Genomic DNA, 22,556 nt, shown 5'->3' with positions numbered 1-22,556 from the left:
ATATCGAAAGGGGGCTTATGCCATGTTAGAAGAATTTGAAGAGTATCTGAAAAATCACAATCTATCCACCAACACCATCACATCTTATTCCTTTGCCCTAAAGCAATATCTGAAAAATTATAACACTGTAACCCGAAAAAATCTCAAGCAGTATAAACTGTGGTTAATCGAAACGTACAAACCAGAAACTGTTAATCTACGTATAAGGGCCATTAACTGTTATCTGGAGAGCATCAATAAGGTTAATATGAAAATCCCACCAGTGAAAATACAACATAAGAATTTTTTAGAAAATGTCATAAGTGAAGCAGATTATATTTACTTTAAAAATTGTCTAAAAGGTGATGATGAAATGCTCTGGTATTTTGTTGTACGTTTCCTGGCAGCTACCGGGGCCAGAATAAGTGAATTGCTTCAGATTAAAGTTGAACATATTAACATCGGTTATCTGGATTTATATTCCAAAGGCGGGAAGCTACGGAGATTATATATTCCTGACTCCCTGCAACAAGAGGCACAGGAGTGGCTAAAAGGGCTTAATCGAAACAGTGGATTTATCTTTCTTAACCGTCAGGGGAATTTAATCACAACCCGAGGGATTGCAATCCAGTTAAAAAGCTTTGCCATCCGGTATAACATTAATCCTGTGGTTGTTTACCCCCATTCCTTTCGCCATCTGTTCGCCAAAACATTTCTTAACCGTTTTAATGATATCGCATTACTGGCAGACCTTATGGGGCATGAAAATATTGAAACCACAAGGATATATTTGAGGAAAAGCAGTACGGAGCAGAGATTGATTGTTAATAAGGTTGTGGATTGGTAAGGTAAAATTCTCATCGTTATTGTTAAGTGGGTCAGGCCGGAAGGGCCTGACTTTTTGTTGGTATAAGGGACATTATCGGAAGTGAAAAATATGGATACGAATGAGAGGAATCGCAACCTTGCAATTTCAAAGGGACCAAAAGTGAAGAGATATGAACGGTTTAAGGGCTTAATAAAGTTTATTTTTTCTTTCAATGCAGTCTTTTTTGTAGCTATGGTTTACTGGATTGTTTGGAATAATTATTACAATAAAATAATTCAAATGCCTTTTTGGAGAAAAGGAAACTGGTTGATGGTTGCTTTATATACCACTCTATTAATTTTTTTTAACAGAACATATGGTGGTTTTAAAATTTCATACTTAAAAAAAGGAAATCTTATTTGGTCTCAGATTCTATCAATTATTGCAACAAATTTGATTACATACATTCAAATTTCCCTTCTGGATAAAAGATTTCACTCAGTTTGCCCAATGTTTCTTATGAGCTTTGTTGAATTTGGGGTAGTTGCGATATGGGTAATCCTATTTCAATGGCTGTATCAAAAGCTATTTCCAGCAAGAAGGCTGTTGCTTGTCTATGGCAATTATCCGGTTTTTCATTTAGAAGAGAAAATCCATTTAAGAGAGGACAAGTATATTCTGGCTAACGCTGTATCTGTTGGGCTGGGGCAAAATCAAATTATGAATGAGGCAAAAAAGTATGATGCGGTAATTATCGGAGACATTCCATCAAATCAAAGGAATAGGTTGCTGAAGCAATGTTTCGAACAATCTATCAGAACCTATATAGTACCTAAAATATCAGATGTTTTATTGCGTTCTTCTGTAGAACTGGATGTGTTTGATTCCCCTCTGCTCCTGTCAAGAAATGAGGAACTGTCATTAGAACAGAGATTTCTCAAAAGATTATTCGATATCATAATCTCTACCGTGGGATTAGTACTGGCGCTTCCTTGTTTTGCCGTGATTGCGCTTTTGATAAAAATTACCGACAATGGTCCTGTCTTTTACTGCCAAGACCGATTAACCAAGAATGGAAAGATATTCCGGATTTATAAGTTCCGCACCATGGTGCAGAATGCTGAATGCCGGACAGGAGCTATGCGGGCATCGCAAAACGATGGCAGGATATTGCCTATTGGGGTCTTTCTGCGCCGTATGCGGCTGGACGAGTTACCACAATTTCTTAATATTTTAAAAGGAGAAATGTCCTTAGTCGGTCCCAGACCAGAACGACCGGAGCTTGCCAAGGAGATAGAAAAGGAAATTCCGGAATTTACTTATCGGTTGAAGTTTAAGGCGGGTCTTACTGGTTATGCACAGGTATATGGCAAATACAATACCACTTTTTATGACAAATTAAAGTTAGATTTAATGTATATCCGGAATTATTCGCTTTTTCTGGATTTGAAGCTGCTATTACTTACTCCTAAAATCCTATTTATGAAGGAAAGTACAGAAGGTGTGCGACAGGAGAATTCCCAAAGAGAAGAAGCAATGTGGCAGAAGGAAAAAAAAGAACGGGAAAATGAATCATGAAGAAAAAAGCGCTTTTAGTAACAACAGTAAGTGGCTTTGTACCTCAATTTGAGATGAATAATGTACATATCTTAGAAAGCATGGGGTATGAAATCCATTATGCGGCCAATTTTCATATGCCATCCTATGGAGTTGACAACAAAAGGCTGGAAGGGACTGGAATAGAGTGTCATCAGATTGACTTTTGCCGGAATCCATTCAATAAAAAAAATATCAAAGCTTATATTCAACTTACTAACCTGATGGAACAGGAGAATTTTTCCTTAATCCACTGCCACACCCCTATGGGAGGCGCATTGGGAAGACTGGCTGCCCGAAAGGCCGCAGTCAAGACTGTTATATATACAGCCCACGGATTTCACTTTTACAAAGGAGCTCCGTTAATCAATTGGCTGATATATTATCCGGCGGAAAGAATGCTGGCCAGGTACACCCATCAATTAATATGCATCAACCAGGAAGATTATTTAAGAGCAAGAAAATTTTCATGCCGCTCTGTTAACTATGTTTCCGGTGTGGGGATTGATATAGAACATATAAAGCGCTCAAAGCTTTCCAAAGATTATTTGACCCAAAAGCGAAGAAACCTTGGTATACCGGATGAAAAAACGATTCTTCTGTCGGTGGGTGAATTAATACCAAGAAAAAATCATGCCACAGTGATACAGGCGTTAAAACTGCTCGATAGCAGAAAATTATGCTATGTGATTTGCGGTCATGGAATCCTGGAGGATGAGTTAAAGGCTTTAGCAAAACGGTTGGATGTTATGGAACAGGTATATTTTCTAGGATATCGAAACGATATATTGGAACTATATCAGCTTGCAGATTTATTTCTTCTGCCATCCTTTCAAGAGGGACTTTCTGTTGCATTAATGGAGGCAATGGCTAGCGGAATACCCGTAATAGGTTCTGATATACGGGGAAACAGAGATCTATTGGGTGGTAGCAAAGAGGGGCTTGTCAAAAAAAATACTCCCTCCGAATATGCTGCCAAAATACATTATCTTCTAAATAACGGCGCGGCGCGGGAGGCATTGGTAAGACGTGGGCTGGAAGCAATTAAAAAGTACGATATCCAACAGGTAGAAGAAGAAATGCGGGATATATATAGCAAATTTAATTAATAGAGAAAAGGGAAACAAGGATGAAGAAGAACAAGTCTTATTTAAAGAATTATATACTCTTTCTGCTGGTTTTCATAGCGGTGACGGTACTTTTTCATTTTGCGGCAGGTCAACAGCTTTATTATAGACAGACGGCCGCAGGCATGGAAGAGGTTTGGACCGGAAAACATTATAACAGATTAGTAGTTGCCGCCTGGATGATGTTTACCTTGCTCTATGTTTATTCTGCCTGGCGCTTTGAGAATGGAAAATGGGATTTGATTTTTACTACCGCAGCCGCATTTAAAAAATATGGTTTTTTAATCAGCCAACTTGTGGAACGGGACTTTAAGGTTAGATACAAACGTTCTTTTTTAGGTGTATTATGGAGCCTTCTGAATCCGCTTCTAATGATGACGGTACAGTATATTGTGTTTTCGCAGTTGTTTCGGTCAGATATTGACAATTTCCCTATTTATATGCTGACTGGATTGGTGGTATTTAACTTTTTCACAGAGGCTGTAGGATTGTCTTTAGGCTCTATTGTTTGGAATGCCAGCCTCATTACAAAGGTTTATGTACCAAAGTATATGTATCCGGTCACAAAGGTCCTGTCCTCCACAATTAATTTTGTACTGTCAATGATTCTTATATTCGTCGGTATGGTTCTGACGGGAGAATCCTTTACGAAAGCGCTTATCCTGCTGCCATATTTATTTGTATGTGTCATTGGGTTCACAATGGGATTAAGCATGCTATTATCTGCCCTGATGGTATTTTTTAGGGACATCCAGTTTTTATGGGGCATTGTCAGCATGTTGTGGATGTATTTAACGGCCCTATTCTACCCTATAAGCATTATCCCGGAAAATTTCCGTTGGGTGTTTGAGTGGAATCCAATGTATTGTTATGTCGCATTCGCCCGGAAAATTTTTATGGACGGAATTGCCCCGGAACCGAGGACCTTTGCAGCAGCCGCAATGTACGCAGCCGGCTCACTGCTGCTTGGAGGCGTTGTATTCAAAAGGTTACAGGACCATTTTGTATTGAATTTATAGAAAGGCTGGTTATTGGAAGTGGAAAAAGAAATCGTAAAAGCACAACGGGTATCTATGGATTTCCGTCTGGAAAGTAACCGGCCCAAATCACTTAAGGAGTTTGCCGTTACTGCATTAACACGTAAATCAAAGCCAGTCTGTTTCCAGGCATTACAGGATGTTAGCTTTACAGTAGGCAAGGGAGAAGTAATAGGAATCATTGGGAGAAATGGTTCTGGAAAAAGTACGCTTTTAAAAATAATTGCAGGCATTATGAAACCAACAAAGGGAATAATTACATGCCGCGGAAATATTGTTCCTATGTTGGAACTGGGATCGGGGTTTGATACCGAATTGACCGGTCGGGAAAACTTGTTTTTAAATGGAGCGATTCTTGGCTATTCTAAAAAATATTTAATTGATCGTGAACACGACATCATTGCATTTTCAGAACTTGGTCAATTTATCGATGAACCGCTACGGACATACTCCTCCGGTATGATGATGCGTCTGGCTTTTTCGATTGCAACTATAGTAAATCCTGAAATCCTGATAGTAGATGAAATACTTGCAGTGGGTGATGCACCGTTTCAGGAAAAAAGCCGCGCTAGAATGCTGGAACTTATGAGTGGGGGGACGACTGTATTTTTTGTATCACATAGTCTGGAACAAATCCGGGAAATGTGTACCCGCGTAATTTGGCTGGAGCATGGGCGGATCCGTATGATTGGTCAGACAACGACCGTGTGTAATCAATATGAAAGGGAAGGCTGAAATCTAATATGTTGGATGTAAAAATTTTTATTTCCTGTCATAAAGAAAGCTTTGTGCCGGATTGTCCGATACTGATTCCGGTGCAGGCAGGTGCGGCTCTTTCAGGCCATAGATTTTGCGGAATGAGATACGATGATGAAGGTGAAAATATTTCGGCAAAGAATAAAACTTATTGCGAATTAACAGTCCAATATTGGGTCTGGAAAAACGTGGACGCCGAGTACTATGGCTTTTTTCACTATCGGCGATACCTTTCTTTTCAGAAAGAATATCCGGTAGATAAGGCAGGGAGGATTGAAGCCGGTTATCAACGGCCTTATCATGAATTCGCAGATATCATAAATTGGGCGTCTGGTCAAGACGATATGTCGGAAAATATTTCTGCTGTAGTAAAAAAGTATGATGTTGTATCACTGATACGTGAACAGTCGAATTTTACAGCTTATGAACAATACTGTCAATACCATTTCCAAAAAGATTTGGATTTGATGATTCAGATATTAAAAGAATTGCGTCCGGATTATAAAGAAGCAGCAGATTCTTATATGTACTCAAAAGAACTCTACTTTATGAATATGTACATCATGAAAAGAGATTACTTCAGGGCATATATGGAATGGCTATTCCCACTGCTTGAGGAATATGAACATCGGGTAGATTTTAATGAATATAGTGAGTCGGAGCAAAGGGCTACTGCTTATCTGGCTGAACGGCTTTTTGGGATATATTATACGGAGTTAAAAAGATGCGGAAATGGGAACTTTTGTGAACTTCCATATATTATCTTCGGAACTACGTCCCCCAAGAATGTATTAAAACCAGTATTTCATGAAAATCAGATTCCGGTAGTAATGGCAGCAGACAGGAAGTTCATTCCATATTTATCGGTTATGATACGTTCTTTGATTGACACTTTTTCGTTTGAAAACAATCTGGATATCATTATCCTGCACCGTAATGTGGATGGCGAGTTACAGAACATAGTAAAACAAATGAGTGGCAAAAAACGTAATATTTCAATCCGTTTTTGTGACTGTTCTAACCAGGTACATCAAATACCATTTCGTGTCCATCATCATTTTTCCGTTGAAACATTTTACCGGTATTTCATTCTGGATTTATTGGAAGGATATGATAAAGTCCTTTATTTGGACGCAGACATGGTGGTTTGTCATGATGTGGCGGAACTCTATAAAGAAAATGTGGATGAATATTATTTGGCTGCTGTAAAAGATATGGATGTAATAGGAACTTATAAGACAGATAGGGGGCAGAAAAAATATCTGGATTCTATATTAAAGCTAGAACATCCACTGGAGTATTTCCAGGCAGGTGTCCTGCTATTAAATTTGAAAAAAATGAAAAATGAGTTAAGCAGCTTGGAAATGGTGAAACTCACCTTGGCCCGTGACTGGCGGATGGTAGATCAGGATGTCCTTAATATTCTGTGTCAGGGAAAAGTGAAGTTCCTGCCACAAAAATGGAACGTATTGGTGAACTGGAAGCATTGCGGACACAGTCGGATGGAACAGATGAGAAACACGCCCTATGTATTGTGGCAGGAATATGGTACAGCACGGATGGCGCCAGCTATCATACATTATGCAGGAGGATGGAAACCCTGGAATACACCGCTTTGTGATTTCGGAGCAGAATTCTGGGAATATGCCAGGAGAACACCATTTTATGAAATGATTTTGTGTGATAATGCATCAAATCTGGCATACAGAAATGTTGTTCAGGCAGTGACTGGAAAGAGGATATTCCGTCTTAAACCAACCAGAATTGAAATTGCAGTGGATATGAAAAAAATAAATGCCATACTACCAGCCGGTTCACGCCGGCGGATAGCTGTAAGAACTATTTTCAAAAAATGGTTATAGGCATGAAGTAGGGTAACTATATATCAGGAGGAGACAAATATGATTTTAGTAATTGGTGGCGCTGGATATATCGGAAGTCACACTAATAAAGAAATGAGCCGCAGAGGGATCCCCACGGTGATATACGATAATCTGGTCTATGGGCACCGTGAAAGTGTAAAATGGGGAATATTTGAGGAAGGAGATGTAGCAGATGGGAACCGGTTGGATGAGATATTTGACAAGTATCCTATCGAGTCAGTTGTTCATTTTGCCGCATATGCCTATGTTGGTGAGTCCGTGAATAAGCCGTCAAAATACTATAATAACAATGTATGTAATACAATCAAACTTCTAGATAAGATGCGGAATCATGGGGTACACAACATCGTTTTTTCATCTACCTGCGCAACTTACGGAAAACCAAAACAAATGCCAATTACGGAGGATATGCCACAGAATCCGATTAATCCTTACGGGGCTTCTAAGCTTATGGTGGAACACATTATGGAGGATTACCATAAAGCTTATGGCCTGAATTACTGTTGTCTCCGTTACTTTAATGCAGCCGGAGCCGACCCGGAAGGGGAAATTGGTGAAAGCCACAGTCCGGAAACGCATCTGATTCCCTTAATCTTGGATGCAGCCAGCGGTTGCAGGGAATCTATCAGTATATTTGGAACGGATTATCCTACGGCAGATGGGACCTGTATTCGGGATTATATTCATGTTACTGATTTGGCGGATGCCCATATCAGGGCCCTGAAGTATCTGCAAAATGGAGGTGAAAGTGGCTGCTTTAACCTGGGTAACGGAAAAGGGGAATCAGTACGACATGTAATTGATGTGGTCAAAGAGGTAACAGGAAAAGATTTTATAGTAAAGGAAGAAAAACGAAGGGCGGGGGACCCTCCAATATTAATCGGAAGTGCAAAAAAAGCAAAAGCGGTATTGGGATGGAGCCCTGTATACGGAGATATAAAGACAATTGTGGAACATGCCTGGAAGTGGCATGAGGATAAAAAATACTAATATGAGGAATCGGAATGATGATTAAAGAAAATGTTAATGAGGATGAACCGAAAATAAAGATTTATGTATCATGTCATAAGGAATGTTATATACCTAAAATGGATTTTTTATATCCAATCCAAGTAGGAACTGCTTTAGCCAAGGAAGAGATACCAGGAATATTGCATGACAATACGGGGGAAAATATTTCAGCGAGTAATAAGCGTTATTGTGAATTGACCGCACAATATTGGGCATGGAAAAATGATTATGATTCTGACTATTATGGATTTATGCATTATAGAAGATATTTCTCCTTTAATTCGATTCATTTAGAAGAAGATTGCTATGGAAATATAGTAATGGATGGTATATCTCAGGTTAATTTAGAACGTCTTTGTTATAACAAGCAAGTGATAACAGATTTAGTAAAGCAGAATGACATAATCACGGTTACACCGACCAATTTAAAAGATATTGGAAAAACAGTATATGGACATTATAAAAATTTTTCGCATGATCATCGAATAGAAGATTATGAATTAGCTGTAAAAATCATAAACAGGGATTATCCCGAATTAAAAGATGCTGTTACTGAGTATTCTAATTCTTCGTGGGCATATTTCTGTAATATGTACATCATAAAACGGAATTTGTTCAATCAATATAATCAATGGTTATTTGAAGTTTTACGTAAACATGGCGAAGAAAGAAGCTATGATGATTATTCATATGAGGAAAATAGAATTAGTGCGTTTTTAGCAGAAAGACTATGGGGCATATATTATACCTATTTAAAGAAAAATCCGGCTATAAAGACGGTAGAATTGCAAAGGACTTTATTTGCTGATACCGAAGTAAATCATACGCTATCTCCAGCTTTTTCTATAGCTAATGTACCAGTGGTTTTTTCGGCGAATCAAGATTATTTACCCTATGTATCTGTCACTATATGCTCTCTCATAGTCAATTCTTCAAAAGATTATAACTATGATGTTGTAATCTTACATTCAAAAATAGAACAGATGGCTATTGATGCATTTATAGAACAGTTTGCTAACTATAAAAATTTAAAAATTCGTTTTTTTGATGTTACTAAAATAATTAAAGATATTGACTTTAAAGTAAATAGTCATTTTTCTAAGGAAAATTATTTCCGTTTGTTAATCCAATTTATAATGAAAGAGTATAAAACCGTTATATATTTGGACTCGGACTTGATTGTACTCCATGATTTATCTGAGTTATTTAATATAGAGATGGGGGAAAAACTTGTTTGCGCGGTAAAAGACGTTGATTGGATTGCTGCATATAATTCCTACGATCCAAATCGTCAAAAATATGCAAAAGATATCTTAAATTTAACATCTCCTTATGAATATTTTAATTCTGGAGTGCTTGTTTATAATGTTGAGCAATTTAAAAAAGAAATTTCATTTCACAAGCTCACTAATATGTTTAATGCAAATAATTGGATGTTCGTTGATCAGGATATTTTAAATATAATATGTGAAGGAAAAGTACAATTTCTGGATATGAAGTGGAATGTTTTAACTGATTATAGAGAAAAAGGATATTCAAGAATGCAGGCGGCTAAAGTAATTCCTTATAAATTATATGATGAGTATTTATTGGCGTATAAAAATCCCTTCATTATTCATTTTGCAGGATGTAAAAAACCTTGGGATTTTCCAGAAAGTGATAAGGCTAATTTGTTTTGGATTTATGCCAGACAGAATGAATACTACGAACAAATTTTAAAACGTTTATGTAAAAAAGTAGTTAATACTGAAACACTACACATCCACTTAAATAGTAATCCAGAGGCTTCACATACAGAGCAGATGGCTTATCATGATGTAAAAATCGAAACTTTAAATGAACCTATTTATACAGATGGAGTGATGGTTAAAGCTATAAACAAATTTAATAAAAAATATCCTATTGGATCAAAAAGGCGAGATTGGCTTCGACGGGTTATTAAAATTTTTTGTTAAAAATATATAAAGGGAAGCTAAGGAATGAAAAAATTGATAAAAGGAATTACACGCTATGAGTTAAAAGGTATTGAGTCTGTTATTTACATTGGAAACATTCCAATAAAATTTAAGAGAAAAAACGTAATTCTTCACGCACTTGATTCTTTGAAAATGAAATCCATTCATCTAGAAAAAGAAAACGAAATAAATCGAAAATTATTAGAAGAGAAAGAAAATCACAGCAAGATGCAAGAAGAAAAAGTACAAATACAGGAGAAGAAGATTGAGCATTTACAAAGAATTACTCTTTTACAGGAAAAGGAATTAAACAACAATAAAATAGAACTCGAACAATATCATACTGAGAGATTGCGTTATGAAGAAGCTCTTTGGTGTACCGGATGGATTGAACATTGGAAAAAGTATTTTATAGAGAACTATAGGAATATTGAAGAAAAAACCAAAGCCATAAAGGTTGGAATTGATGAGGAGAGCATTAAAATAATAGACTTATTTTTAGAAAGAAATTTTTATATGATGCCGATTCAGAAATATGCTGATTATTTTCTCTATGACAGAAATAAAATTTTTTATGATTGGGAATTATATGGAATGGCAGAAGGGATGGATGAAATAAACATTCGGCAGAAATATAGACTGGATTCAGAAATCTATTTGGAGACGCCGGTTTTTAAATTTCATTGTGGTGTTCTATTGCTTCCACCAGAGGTACAAAATCATATTAAAGACAAGGACATAATTGATGGCGGAGCTTTTTGGGGAGACAGCGCTTTGGTTTTACAGGAATACTCTCCCAAAAGTATCCATGCATTCGAACCAATGCCAACTAATTTTAAGCAGTTGTGTGAATTGAAAACTAGAAATGGATTAGACATATTGCATCCGGTACCGGCTGGTTTAGGAGACAGATGCAATGAAAAGCCCATTTATTATCATGAGATGTTAAGCGGGGCAAGTATAGTTAATTATAAGGCCATTATGAATGAGAGGCCTGAAACCTATTCGGATAATATAGATATAGTAACCATTGATTCTTATACATCGTCACATGATTTAAACGTAGGATTGATTAAGCTGGATATTGAAGGCAGTGAGCTTGAAGCCATAAAAGGTGCAATAGAAACAATATGCAAATATAAACCGATACTTTTAATATCTGTTTATCATCTTCCAAAAGATTTTTTTGAAATAAAACCACTGTTAGAAAGCCTAAATCTTGGATATCAGTTTATGTTTCGAAAACTTGTCTACCATGATCCAATGACGGAAGTTTCTTTAATTGCATACGTACCATAGTAAAGGTGAAAATGAAAGCAGGAGGTAATATGAAACAGGCACTCATCATCGGAGCTGGCATCAGCGGCGCCGTATCCGGCAGAATCCTGGCGGAAAGTGGATTTCACGTAACAATACTTGAAAAAAGGAACCACATTGGAGGAAACATTTACGATTATTATGAGGAGGATATTTTAGTACATAAATACGGCCCCCATCTGTTTCACACTAATCTTTCAGAGGTGGCTGACTTCCTTAAACGTTTCTCCGGCTTTTTTCCTTACCAACACCGGGTTCTTGGGGAAATCAATGAACGATTGGTTCCAATTCCTTTCAATTTTAGAAGTATTGATTTACTGTACCCTGATTCAGCAGCAGAACATCTGAAAGCGGTGTTGGAAAAAGCATATCCAGACGGCCAAAGTGTGCCTGTCATGGAACTTCGCCTCCACCCGGATTCGGAGGTACGGAATCTAGCAGAATTTGTTTTTCAGAATGTGTTTTACGGTTATACGAAAAAGCAGTGGGGAAAGCCCCCGGAGGAAATGTCTTCATCTGTTATGGGACGTGTTCCAGTAAGGATGTCCTATGATGACCGTTACTTTACAGATGAAATTCAGATGATGCCGGACAAAGGATATACAGTCATGATTCAGGAGATGCTTTCACATCGTGAAATTGCACTTCGCTTGAACTGTGACGCCTTGGAGCATATCCGCGTGAAAGCTGATGGGGTTTATTTGGATGGTGAGCAATACCCAGGAGAGGTAATTTATACAGGTTGTATAGATGAATTAATGAATCATAAATATGGAAGGCTTCCCTACCGCTCCCTTAAATTTTCGCTGGAAAAGCATAACCTTACACAATGTCAGCCGGTTGTTCAGGTTAACTATCCCAACCGCTTCTCCTATACACGAACCAGCGAATTTAAGCTAATCCAAGCTAATCCTGTATCGGATAAAACGATTCTTGCCTATGAATATCCGATTCCATGCGGGGAAGGGGATATACCATATTATCCGATTGATTCTGAAGAAAATGAAATGTTGTATCAGAAATATAAAAAGGAGCTCTCTGCCATCCCCAGGCTTCATTTATTAGGACGTCTGGCAGAATACCGCTATTATAACATGGACATTACGATTTCGCAGGCATTGAAACTGGCAGATAGAATACGAATGGAAGCAAAAAGACAAAATTAATTATAATTTACATAAAGCAGGAGGTTAAGATGAAAATAGCAATTGTAGGAACTGGATACGTAGGACTTGTTTCGGGCGCGTGTTTCTCAGATATGGGAAATGACGTAATCTGTGTGGATGTGGATAACACAAAAGTAAAACATCTTCAGGAAGGGAAAATACCAATTTATGAACCAGGACTGGATGAAATTGTCCTGCGTAACACAGAGGCAAAGCGGCTTCAATTTACAACCAGTATTGAAGATGCATTAAAAATCTCCGACATCTGCTTCATTGCAGTAGGGACGCCCATGGGTGAGGATGGCAGCGCGGACCTTCATTACGTACTTGGTGTGGCAATGGATATAGGCCGATATATGAATCATCATATGTATATCATAGACAAATCCACTGTACCAGTTGGCACAGCGGGGAAGGTAAGGGAAGCAATTCAGCGGGAACTGGACGCCCGGGGAAGCTCGCTTGAATTTGATGTGATATCAAATCCCGAATTTTTAAAAGAAGGTACTGCTGTACATGACTGCATGATGCCTGACCGGATAGTGGTCGGAACAGATACAAAACGGGCGGAAAAGAAAATGCGTGAACTTTATACCCCCTTTGTCAGGACAACAGAAGCCCTTATTTTTATGGATATTGCCTCAGCAGAAATGACAAAATACACAGCTAATTCCATGCTTGCAACTAAAATCAGTTTTATGAATGAGATTTCTAATATATGTGAGCTGGTGGGGGCTGATGTTAATAAGGTGCGTATCGGCATTGGCTCTGACCACCGCATTGGATATCAATTCATCTATCCCGGATGCGGATATGGCGGAAGCTGTTTCCCTAAGGATGTTCAGGCATTAATCAAGACCAGCGTCAACAATGGATACATACCTAAAATCCTGCAGGCGGTAGAGGATGTAAACCAGACACAGAAGTCAGTGATTCCAGCTAAAGTGGCCAGACGATATGGAGAGGATTTAAGCGGGCTTACCTTTGCAGCATGGGGACTGGCCTTTAAACCTGATACAGACGATATGCGTCAGAGTGCGGCTATTGTTATTATTGAAGAACTGACCAAAAGAGGCGCCAGAATCAATGCCTATGATCCCAAAGCAATCAATGAGGCCAAACACTGTTACCTTAAGGGCAATCAAAATGTAACCTACTTTGATGGAAAGTATGATGCCTTAACCGGATGCGATGCTATGATATTAATTACCGAATGGAAAGAATTCAGAAGTCCTAATTTTGAGCTGATGAAGGAATTAATGAAAGCTCCTGTGATTTTTGATGGAAGAAACCAATATGACGCCGATGAAATGCTTGAGAACGGATTTGAGTATTATCAGATTGGTGTTGGTCAAAATAGCGTGGAATGGCCAAGATAAGTAATAATAACTGAATGGAGAAAATAAATGAAGAAAATACTTGTGACAGGAGGAGCCGGCTTTCTCGGCTCCAACCTGTGTAAGAAACTGCTGGATGAAGGAAATGAAGTTATCGCGCTTGACAACTTGTATACAGGGCGTATGGAAAATATACAGCCATTTCTGAAAAATCCTGCATTTCAGTTCATAGAGCATGATATCATAAATCCTTTAAAAATTGATGTTCCAATAGATGAAATTTATAATGCAGCATGTCCGGCAAGCCCGCCTCATTATCAAAAGTCCCCGACATTTACAACAAAAACGTGTGTGCTGGGGATGCTGAATATGTTGGAACTCGCCACAAAGCTTCAGGCAAAAATACTTCAGTTTTCTACCAGTGAGGTATATGGTGACCCACAGATACACCCACAGCCCGAGTCCTATAGAGGAAGTGTTAACCCGATAGGAATCCGTTCCTGTTATGATGAAGGGAAGAGGTGCGCTGAAGCACTTTGCTTTGATTACAATCGGGAATTCGGGACCCGTATAAAGGTAATCCGTATATTTAATACATATGGACCTAATATGGATCCAGCGGATGGGCGGGTAGTATCTAATATGATAATACAAGCACTGCAAAATAAAGATATAACAATTTATGGAGATGGAACCCAGACACGTAGTTTCTGCTATGTAGATGATTTAATCAGTGGAATTATGCGGATGATGCAAAGCCGAGAGGATTTTAAAGGGCCGGTAAACTTGGGGAATCCCAATGAATTTACAATTTTAGAACTTGCTGAAAAAATCATTAAGCTTACGGGTTCCCATTCCAAATTACAATTTAATCCTCTTCCCTCGGATGACCCAATGCAGCGAAAGCCTGTCATTGAAACAGCGTCAAAGGAACTAGGATGGAAACCGGAAATTCTTTTGGACGAAGGCTTAATTCCAACAATACGATATTTTGACCAACAATTAGAAAAATGATATCACAAGTCCTATTTTTTTTCTTTCTTTTATTAAAACAGTTTTACTTTTTTCCCTCCGGATCAGTTGGTTTTGCTGATATCTGCCTGACTTTGTGCTTTTTAACTTTAATATATGAAGCACTGAAACATAAAGGCTGGCAGACAACACCAACTGTGTTTTCCGGTAAAGATAAGATTATTTATCAGGACGGTAATCTATACCTTTTTCTTTTTTGTGTTGTGATAATAAACGCTGCCTATACCCTGACTCAGAAAAATAATGATTTTATTAAATATTCTTTGTTCTGGCTGTATAATGGGATGGCAGTCTGGTGCTTTGCAAAATTGGGACAGAAAAAAGGATTTGAACAATGTCTAAGTAGAGGATGCAGACTTAACATACTTATCCAAACAGTTATTTTGATTTCCGGACGGGGAAGGTTATTCTATGAATCCTGGGGCGGAATCCGTTATATGGGAACCTTTAACGATCCAAACCAATTAGCATTTTATATATTTCTAATGATTTTATTATTATATCTTTGTAGAGAAACAAAGAGTAATGCAGACTGGATTTTTTACATATTAGCCTTTATTATAATCAGCGTTTCCAAATCAACAGGTGTCTTTCTGGGAACCATTATATTTATAGCAGGAATTGGAATAGAAACAACCTGCCAATTATACTCTGGCTGTAAATCACGAAAAATGCTGTATGGGTTATGCTGGTTTGGCCTTGCATTCATTTGTGCCGCTGCCTGCCTGATAGTGATGCCAAAAAATGGTTTCTCAGTACAGGCAGGGCAATTCACATTGCTGCAGAGAGTACAGGAAAAATTGTGGAAAATAAAGGAAAACGGAGCCATAGAACTGGTTTATGACAGGGGATGGGAAAAACTATTCCTCTATCCCAGATATGTGTTATATGGCGCGGGAGAAGGTGGATTTGAGCGTTTTGCCATGGCGAGGTACATTAATGAAATACATTCAAGCTTGCTGAGTGTATTATTCTGTTATGGTATTATTCCCACAGTTCTACTCCTCCTATGGGTAAAACGACAGATATTACAGACTGAACGCTGGATGCTGGCGGCGATACTGGCGCTTTTTGCAGAAAGCCTTTTCCTGGTCAATTATCGTCAGCCTTTGTTTTGGCTGGTGATAATGTTTGGGCGGATTTGTAGGGAGAAAGCGATATTTGCGGGGACAAAAACTAACTCCTTTTTCCCATAAAATCCCAGTAAAACCAGGTTCTACGCTGGGGAATTATGTATTTGTTACTCAGTACCTGTACATTAAGATAATCAATCCGTTTTTCCAGCTCCCACAATTGAATATCTCGCCCCTGTAATCCACCGCATTTTCCGTTCTTTGTAAGTACAAGTATAGCACAAAAGGATTTTTACAGCATTACCAATTCCAAAAGATACTGAAAGTTTGACGTTTCCAGACTGAAAATTTCGGTCCATCGGTCTGTTGGTTTCGCCTTGCTGGTCTAAACATGTATTTTGTGCTAAAATCTTTCTTGTACTGGAAATACAAGAAAGGAACATTTTATCATGCAAAACTGAACTACAATTCTTGGCATTATCGATATGCGCCAGCGGAGCATTTCGTATAATGACTGTTGCAATCGGTATCATGTCGGCCACAGCACGGTGAAACTTATTATCTCCCGCTTTAGTGAGATTGGAAAGAATCTTACCGCATTACGCCAAATAGCCCCTGAAGATGTGGAAACATCCTTCTATCCGCCAGAAAACATCCGTAGAAAAGAAGACTTCCGCCATATCGGACTATGTGGCTATTCACGATTTGTATTATGCGGGAGGGAAGTAAATCTAACCTATATTTCGTATAGCTGAAATACAAGCAGGAGCATCCATTCGGTTATCAGTTCACACAGTCTTGTTATTATTGCAACGTATATATTAATCACAGCTTTGATAAACTACGGATGGCTGTTGATGGGATTCACGGAGAAAAGGTCTATATCGACTGGGCAGGTAACCAACCAGAGCTTCTTATTGACAGCATTACAGGTGAAATCAAATAGGTCCACTTTTTTGTTACAGCGGTTAGTGTTAGTAACCTGGTCTATGCAGAGGCTTTTGCGGATGAAAAACCACTCCGTTTCTGTGAGGGCACTACTTTTTTGGTTCTGCTTCTGTTCTTTAGTAGAGGCTTCTCTTATTTCCAGCAAGTATTTAAATTCTGATATGATTGTACTTAATTATTCTTTCTCATACTACGCAACCATTTAATTATATATTCTAAAATAATAGCATAGAAAATAGTAAATACGATATATAATGCAAATTTATAACGATATTGACTCATATAATATCTAACCATATAACCAACAGTGTAATGGCAAATATACAGGGCATTAATCACCCCCCCCCCCCCCAAGCTCACAACATACAGCTCCAATCCTGCAAACAATCCCCACCAACAAATCCATCCCCGCGGTCCAACCACCTATAAGACCCTTACCAGAAATTTTTCTTAAAGTTTTACTCCCCAAATAAATCTCTTTTAAATTATTATCATTTTTTTGTTTTACTAAATGGGAGATTTGAAAATCACCTATTACAATAAATAAAAAACTTATAAATAGTATGCCAATAAGAATAAAATCCCAATAAGATGAAGCTTTGTAGCAGGTGACAATAGCACCTGCCAATACACCACATGTCCCTAAACAAAAAAATTTAGAGGAGTGTTTTATAACGAAATTTAAATGCTTCATTCTTTCACTTATTTTATAAACAAGTATACCTAATAGAATTCCTGCAACTGCCCGATAAATTCCTATGTTGCCATAAAGAGTCCAATTTCCCCATTCGTTCATATTACCACATGTGTTCAAAAAGTATCCATATATAAAAATTGGTAGATACCATATTACAAAATTAAACATAACATCTTTATATTTTAAAAAGAAATAAATTATAACTGGCAAAACAAAAAGAATTGCTGATACATACCAAAGCGGGGTTATGTGAAGGTATTCGTTTATACTAAGTCCACCCATTCTCAAAAGTAACATTTCAAAAGGCATAAAAACATACTCCTTTAAACTGCTTTGTTGAGATAAAATTAGCCATGTATCATGAACAAATACACAGATAATGATATAGGGCATTAGACGTCCTATTTTTTTAAATGTATAGTTTACTGCTGTGGAGGCTTCATGTCCTTGATAGTAGCCGACTTGTTCAAAATGTCTTATAGTGAAATAGCCAGTTATCATAAAAAACATTTCAACAAAGATATACCCACCAAAAAACAGATATCTTCCACTTGTACCCAGTAACCCTTGATGATAAATAATAATTATAAGTGTGCATAAAAATTTCAATATATCTATCTTATACAAATGTTTTTTTAGCATTACTGCTTACCTTTAATATTATACATTGATGGTGTTAAGAAATTGATTTTTACGCCTTGAGCCTTAATTGTACTTGCCATAACAAAGTTAAAATTATCATCGCGTTTTTTGTGGTTGCGCATTGCTACATCGTAGTAATTATCTTCTTCTGCTTTGTAACCATCCGCACCAGCTATATATGCTTCTTTTATGCCCATTCTATTAAGAAGTCTTAAAACTAAAATCAGATTATTACTCCCCTGTTCAAATGCACCTGCAATACAATTATAATCAATCCTATAATCTGCGGGTCCGCCGATAAGATTTGAGGTAACAATTAATCTACAATCATAGGTAACCAATTTATCATATCGCTTATTATTGGTAAAAAAAGCATAATCTGCATTAATCATTTTACTACTGGGTATAAAATTAAGGGCTATTGTCAAAGGATGATTTTGATTAATGAATTCAGCAATTTTATCTTCATAACTGTTAAGTGTACTACCTGGAGCAAGAATCAGGACATTTCTTCCTTTAAATATATTCTTTAGCTGATTGATATCATTAGTATCATCTATATGGCAATTTAGATAGTCTTTATATAATTCATCTGCATAGCTCGAATCAAAAGCAGTTTTTTTATCAGGCAGAATACGGCTTAATAGATGGTTGATATCTTTGTGGGTTAGATTTCCTTTTTCTAGAAAATACTCCGCATAATTGCGATGCAGATTATATTTAGCACTTAAAAAATAGGCCGGCGTATATCCCCATCCACACTTGTTTTTAATCATCATTATATGATCTTCAATTGCATCCAGCATATAGTCTATATCATAATTTTTATTGTAATACATATTCAAATGATGAGCCATCAATTCTATAGATAAATTTCCAGGAACTCTCCCCATTCCCATAAGACTTCCATCTATTATAATTTCTCTGTTGATATGCTTGGTTAAAAAGCTTTGTGCCATTGAGAAACTTTGTGCCATATTTTCATGCAAGTGAAGGCCTATCCGAATCTCTTTATTCAAATTGTGATTAACAATGCCTATGATTCGCTCTAAATCTTCAAAATTCATACTTCCAAATGTATCTACAATTGAGAAAGCCCATGGCTGTATTAGATTAACCTGTTCAATAATATTTAAAAGTTGAACGTCCGAATATCCCATAATATTAATCGGATTACAGCTAACTTTGTATCCTTTATTTTTAACTTTCTGGCAAAATAACATTCCTTCTTGAATATCGTAATCATGAAATGTTACCCGGATAATATCAATATTATTACCATCATAATCCTTTAGATTATCTAAATTATAAAAATTATGTAAGGCCATGGCTGAAAATAAAGTTTTGTTAGATTTTGCAGGAAGAACTTTTTTTAACTCTTCTACCGTTGACCATCTGGTAACATCTTTATCATAATCTACATTTCTAAGAAAACCTACTTCAACAATATCTACATTGGCTCGGACTAAACTGGAAATAATCTCCTTTATATTATTAAAACCAAATCTCCAGTCATTAATATATCCGCCATCTCTTAATGTGCAGTCTAACAATTTTATATTACAGTTTTCCATAACAACTCCTCCTTGTCGCTTATAATTGTCCGGACTTTTTCCAAATCCTTATACGTATCAACTGAAACCGTTTTATATGGAGATGAAATCATACGCACAGGTATACTATTTTCAATAAAACGTAACAAATCATTTTCCTCTGCCTTTTCTAAAACAGAACGTTCTGTATCATTATAAAACTTCAGAGCTTTTTTTGAAAAGATCTGTACACCTGTTACTTTTTCATAGTGATAATCTAAAAACCCCTTAGGATAGGGAATTGGGCTTCTTGATATCATTAATGCATTTCCCTCTGAATTACAAACTATTTTTTGATTACTAAAATCAATAACTTCGGTTGCTTCAGTAAGTTCATTGGTTAATGCCGCTACATAGTAATCTGGTGTTTTTGATTGGGGGAGTATGAGTGATAAACATTTTTCATTAAAAAGAGGTTCATCACCCATAATAAGTAAATATAGGTCAGCATCAATTAACGTGGATACTTCATAAAGTCTTGAAGTGGGCGTATCATGGTTTACCGAGGTCATAATAACCGATAAATTCAGTTTATTGCATACTTCTTCTATTCTCCGATCATCAGTAGCTATGATTATCTTATTTAAAAGTGTACTCTTTTTTGCGCTTTGATAAACCCACCAAATCATAGGTTTTCCACAAATATCTGCAAGTGGTTTTCCTGGCATTCTTCCTGAACCATAGCGGGCAGGAATAACGCCAATTATTTTCTGATTACTTTCTGATGAATTACTCATCTTTATGCCCCCCTTGCACGCATGTTGTTAATAGAATCCTATTCAGTTCTGACACGGTATGGCATAAACCAGCACACTCAATTCCGTCTAAATCATTAGCGCTTTTAAAACCAAAGCCATACAAAACTGCGATAAAATCGATTCCTGTGGCCCTAGCACCCACATAATCATACATACTATCCCCAATCAAAACCGTACCGCTTTTCTTCGCTCCGCAGGCGTTCATACATGACCTGACAATATCCTCTTTTTTAAATTTTCCCTGTAAATCGGCCCCCATTACATAATCAACTAAATTTGTAATACCAAAGTAGTGTAGTATTGAGACTGCATTCTCATGACTCTTATTTGTTGCTACGCATAGGTTAATATTTCTATTTTTAAGTTCTGTAAGTAATTCATAAATACCATCATACAGCTTAGCCTCAAAAAGACTATATCGTTTATAAAAATCCCGAAAAATATTGGTATTCTCAAGAGCTTCCTTATCGCTCATTTTGTAATACCTTTTTAAAGAGTCCTGCATGGGCGGCCCCACAAATTCCTTAAGAGTATCCATTGGCAATTCCTGCAAGTTCATTTGCTCTATCATTCTTTTGACCGCATTTATTACACCTTGAGTCGTGTCAAGCAGCGTGCCATCCAAATCAAATATAATAGTTGAGTACATATTTTTTTATTCCTCCTTAATCCCTAAAATAGAGATCCCTTGTATATACTTTTTCTTTTACTGGAAGAAGTTCATTGGACATTCTATTTGCCAAGATAATATCTGATTTCTTAGTAAATTCCTTAAAGTCCCTGATAATCTCCCCATTTAAAAACATTTGTTTTTTATAGAAAGGTTCATATATAAGGATTTTCCGTTGCGCCTGCTCTAACTTCTTTATAATATCCTGGATTGCAGATTGCCGGAAATTATCAGATGCGGCTTTCATGGTCAGTCGATATATACCAATTGTTTTTGCCCCTGATTTTAATACTTTAGATGCAATAAAAGTTTTTCGTGTGTCATTTGCCTCTACAATTGCCTTAATTAAAGTATTTGGTATATCTCCAAAATCCGCTAATAATTGTTTTGTATCTTTTGGCAGGCAATAACCACCATATCCAAATGAAGGGTTATTATAATAATCGCCAATTCTACTGTCGAGACAGATTCCCTTAATAATCTGTTGTGTATTAAGGCTTCGTTCTTCTGCATATATGTCTAACTCATTAAAAAAGGCAACTCTCATTGCTAGATATGTATTAGCGAACAGTTTAATAGTTTCTGCCTCAGTGGAACCAGTGTAGACAATATCAACTTCTTTTCTAATAGCTCCCTCAATTAACAATTCTACAAACTTCTGAGCCTTTTGAGAATTCGATCCGATAACAATTCTTGATGGATATAGGTTATCATATAGTGCTCTACCTTCCCTTAGGAACTCAGGTGCAAAAATTAGGTCTTCGATTCCTAATCTACTCTTCATTTTTTCGGTATATCCTATGGGCAATGTAGACTTTAAAATAATTACAGTATTTGTATTAATATGGATTATGTCCTTTACTACATTATCTACGGCCTGAGTATCAAAAAAATTGGTCCTTTCATCATAATTTGTAGGCGCTGCAACAACAATATATTCAGCTTCTTCATATGCCTCCTTTTTATCCAACGTCGCCTTTAGGTTAATATTTTTATTCAAATATTCTTTAATCTCACAATCATCAATTGGAGAAATTCCATTATTTATTTTGTATACTTTTTCCTTATCTACATCTAATAAAGTGACAATATTGTTCTGAGCTAATAAAATAGCATTGGCCAAACCTACGTAACCAATTCCTACAACAGTGATTTTCATTTTTCCCTCTATT

At 36.9% G+C, this 22,556-nt stretch carries 19 protein-coding genes; 13 read left to right on the top strand and 6 right to left on the bottom strand.

Going from position 1 to position 22,556, the window contains the following annotated elements:
• The first annotated feature begins 22 nt into the window (after positions 1 to 22).
• From LK536_RS48915 to LK536_RS48855, 13 genes are all read left to right on the top strand, one after another.
• On the top strand, positions 23 to 826 hold the full coding sequence (locus LK536_RS48915) for a tyrosine-type recombinase/integrase (RefSeq protein ID WP_227796488.1): 804 nt from the start codon (positions 23 to 25) through the stop codon (positions 824 to 826).
• Positions 827 to 916: 90 nt separating this feature from the next.
• Positions 917 to 2,365, top strand: a complete 1,449-nt coding sequence (locus tag LK536_RS48910; protein WP_227796487.1) for an exopolysaccharide biosynthesis polyprenyl glycosylphosphotransferase — start codon at positions 917 to 919, stop codon at positions 2,363 to 2,365.
• Positions 2,362 to 3,492: a glycosyltransferase family 4 protein gene (locus LK536_RS48905; protein ID WP_227796486.1), complete on the top strand. Its 1,131-nt coding sequence runs from the start codon at positions 2,362 to 2,364 to the stop codon at positions 3,490 to 3,492. Before LK536_RS48910 ends, LK536_RS48905 begins: the two co-directional genes overlap by 4 nt.
• A gap of 20 nt (positions 3,493 to 3,512) precedes the next feature.
• Positions 3,513 to 4,529, top strand: coding sequence for an ABC transporter permease (locus LK536_RS48900; protein ID WP_227796485.1), 1,017 nt, complete (start codon positions 3,513 to 3,515; stop codon positions 4,527 to 4,529).
• A gap of 18 nt (positions 4,530 to 4,547) precedes the next feature.
• Positions 4,548 to 5,282: an ABC transporter ATP-binding protein gene (locus tag LK536_RS48895; protein WP_227796531.1), complete on the top strand. Its 735-nt coding sequence runs from the start codon at positions 4,548 to 4,550 to the stop codon at positions 5,280 to 5,282.
• Positions 5,283 to 5,290: 8 nt separating this feature from the next.
• Positions 5,291 to 7,165 (top strand): DUF4422 domain-containing protein, encoded by a 1,875-nt coding sequence (locus tag LK536_RS48890; RefSeq protein ID WP_227796484.1) that lies wholly within the window; start codon positions 5,291 to 5,293, stop codon positions 7,163 to 7,165.
• Positions 7,166 to 7,204: 39 nt separating this feature from the next.
• Entirely contained in the window at positions 7,205 to 8,176 is a 972-nt protein-coding gene (gene galE / locus LK536_RS48885) for a UDP-glucose 4-epimerase GalE (protein ID WP_227796483.1), read from the top strand.
• A gap of 14 nt (positions 8,177 to 8,190) precedes the next feature.
• A complete protein-coding gene (locus LK536_RS48880; RefSeq protein ID WP_227796482.1) occupies positions 8,191 to 10,152 on the top strand; it encodes a DUF4422 domain-containing protein in 1,962 nt (653 codons plus the stop codon).
• A 24-nt stretch (positions 10,153 to 10,176) separates the two neighbouring features.
• Positions 10,177 to 11,451 carry an FkbM family methyltransferase gene (locus LK536_RS48875; RefSeq protein ID WP_227796481.1) on the top strand — a complete coding sequence of 425 codons (1,275 nt, stop codon included), beginning with the start codon at positions 10,177 to 10,179 and terminating at the stop codon, positions 11,449 to 11,451.
• Between the two features lie 29 nt (positions 11,452 to 11,480).
• Positions 11,481 to 12,635 (top strand): UDP-galactopyranose mutase, encoded by a 1,155-nt coding sequence (gene glf, locus LK536_RS48870; protein ID WP_227796480.1) that lies wholly within the window; start codon positions 11,481 to 11,483, stop codon positions 12,633 to 12,635.
• A gap of 29 nt (positions 12,636 to 12,664) precedes the next feature.
• Positions 12,665 to 14,014: a UDP-glucose dehydrogenase family protein gene (locus LK536_RS48865; RefSeq protein WP_227796479.1), complete on the top strand. Its 1,350-nt coding sequence runs from the start codon at positions 12,665 to 12,667 to the stop codon at positions 14,012 to 14,014.
• Positions 14,015 to 14,041: 27 nt separating this feature from the next.
• Positions 14,042 to 14,986: a UDP-glucuronic acid decarboxylase family protein gene (locus tag LK536_RS48860; protein WP_227796478.1), complete on the top strand. Its 945-nt coding sequence runs from the start codon at positions 14,042 to 14,044 to the stop codon at positions 14,984 to 14,986.
• Positions 14,983 to 16,200 (top strand): hypothetical protein, encoded by a 1,218-nt coding sequence (locus LK536_RS48855; protein WP_227796477.1) that lies wholly within the window; start codon positions 14,983 to 14,985, stop codon positions 16,198 to 16,200. Before LK536_RS48860 ends, LK536_RS48855 begins: the two co-directional genes overlap by 4 nt.
• A 71-nt stretch (positions 16,201 to 16,271) precedes the next feature.
• On the opposite strand, the gene LK536_RS48850 is transcribed toward LK536_RS48855, so the two are convergent.
• The 6 genes from LK536_RS48850 to LK536_RS48825 all read right to left on the bottom strand — a co-directional run bounded on the left by LK536_RS48850 (position 16,272) and on the right by LK536_RS48825 (position 22,543).
• Positions 16,272 to 16,610 (bottom strand): hypothetical protein, encoded by a 339-nt coding sequence (locus LK536_RS48850; protein WP_506092196.1) that lies wholly within the window; start codon positions 16,608 to 16,610, stop codon positions 16,272 to 16,274.
• A gap of 746 nt (positions 16,611 to 17,356) precedes the next feature.
• Positions 17,357 to 18,364, bottom strand: a complete 1,008-nt coding sequence (locus LK536_RS48845; protein ID WP_506092195.1) for an acyltransferase family protein — start codon at positions 18,362 to 18,364, stop codon at positions 17,357 to 17,359.
• Positions 18,364 to 19,938 carry an aldolase catalytic domain-containing protein gene (locus LK536_RS48840; protein ID WP_120058027.1) on the bottom strand — a complete coding sequence of 525 codons (1,575 nt, stop codon included), beginning with the start codon at positions 19,936 to 19,938 and terminating at the stop codon, positions 18,364 to 18,366. Before LK536_RS48840 ends, LK536_RS48845 begins: the two co-directional genes overlap by 1 nt.
• Positions 19,920 to 20,693 carry a 3-deoxy-manno-octulosonate cytidylyltransferase gene (locus LK536_RS48835; protein WP_120058028.1) on the bottom strand — a complete coding sequence of 258 codons (774 nt, stop codon included), beginning with the start codon at positions 20,691 to 20,693 and terminating at the stop codon, positions 19,920 to 19,922. Before LK536_RS48835 ends, LK536_RS48840 begins: the two co-directional genes overlap by 19 nt.
• The gene (locus LK536_RS48830) at positions 20,686 to 21,363 is read right to left on the bottom strand and encodes an HAD hydrolase-like protein (RefSeq protein WP_120058029.1); all 678 of its coding nucleotides are present in this window, start codon (positions 21,361 to 21,363) and stop codon (positions 20,686 to 20,688) included. The genes LK536_RS48835 and LK536_RS48830 overlap by 8 nt, the downstream gene beginning before the upstream one ends.
• 16 nt (positions 21,364 to 21,379) lie before the next feature.
• Complete coding sequence (locus LK536_RS48825; protein WP_120058030.1) at positions 21,380 to 22,543, bottom strand: nucleotide sugar dehydrogenase; 1,164 nt, start codon at positions 22,541 to 22,543, stop codon at positions 21,380 to 21,382.
• Between the last annotated feature and the right edge of the window lie 13 nt (positions 22,544 to 22,556).

The sequence above is a fragment of the Clostridium pacaense genome (assembly GCF_020709765.2).
GTDB lineage: Bacteria > Bacillota > Clostridia > Lachnospirales > Lachnospiraceae > Enterocloster > Enterocloster hominis.
Note: the sequence above shows the minus strand (reverse complement) of the source record. Positions and strands in the feature narration are given on the sequence as shown.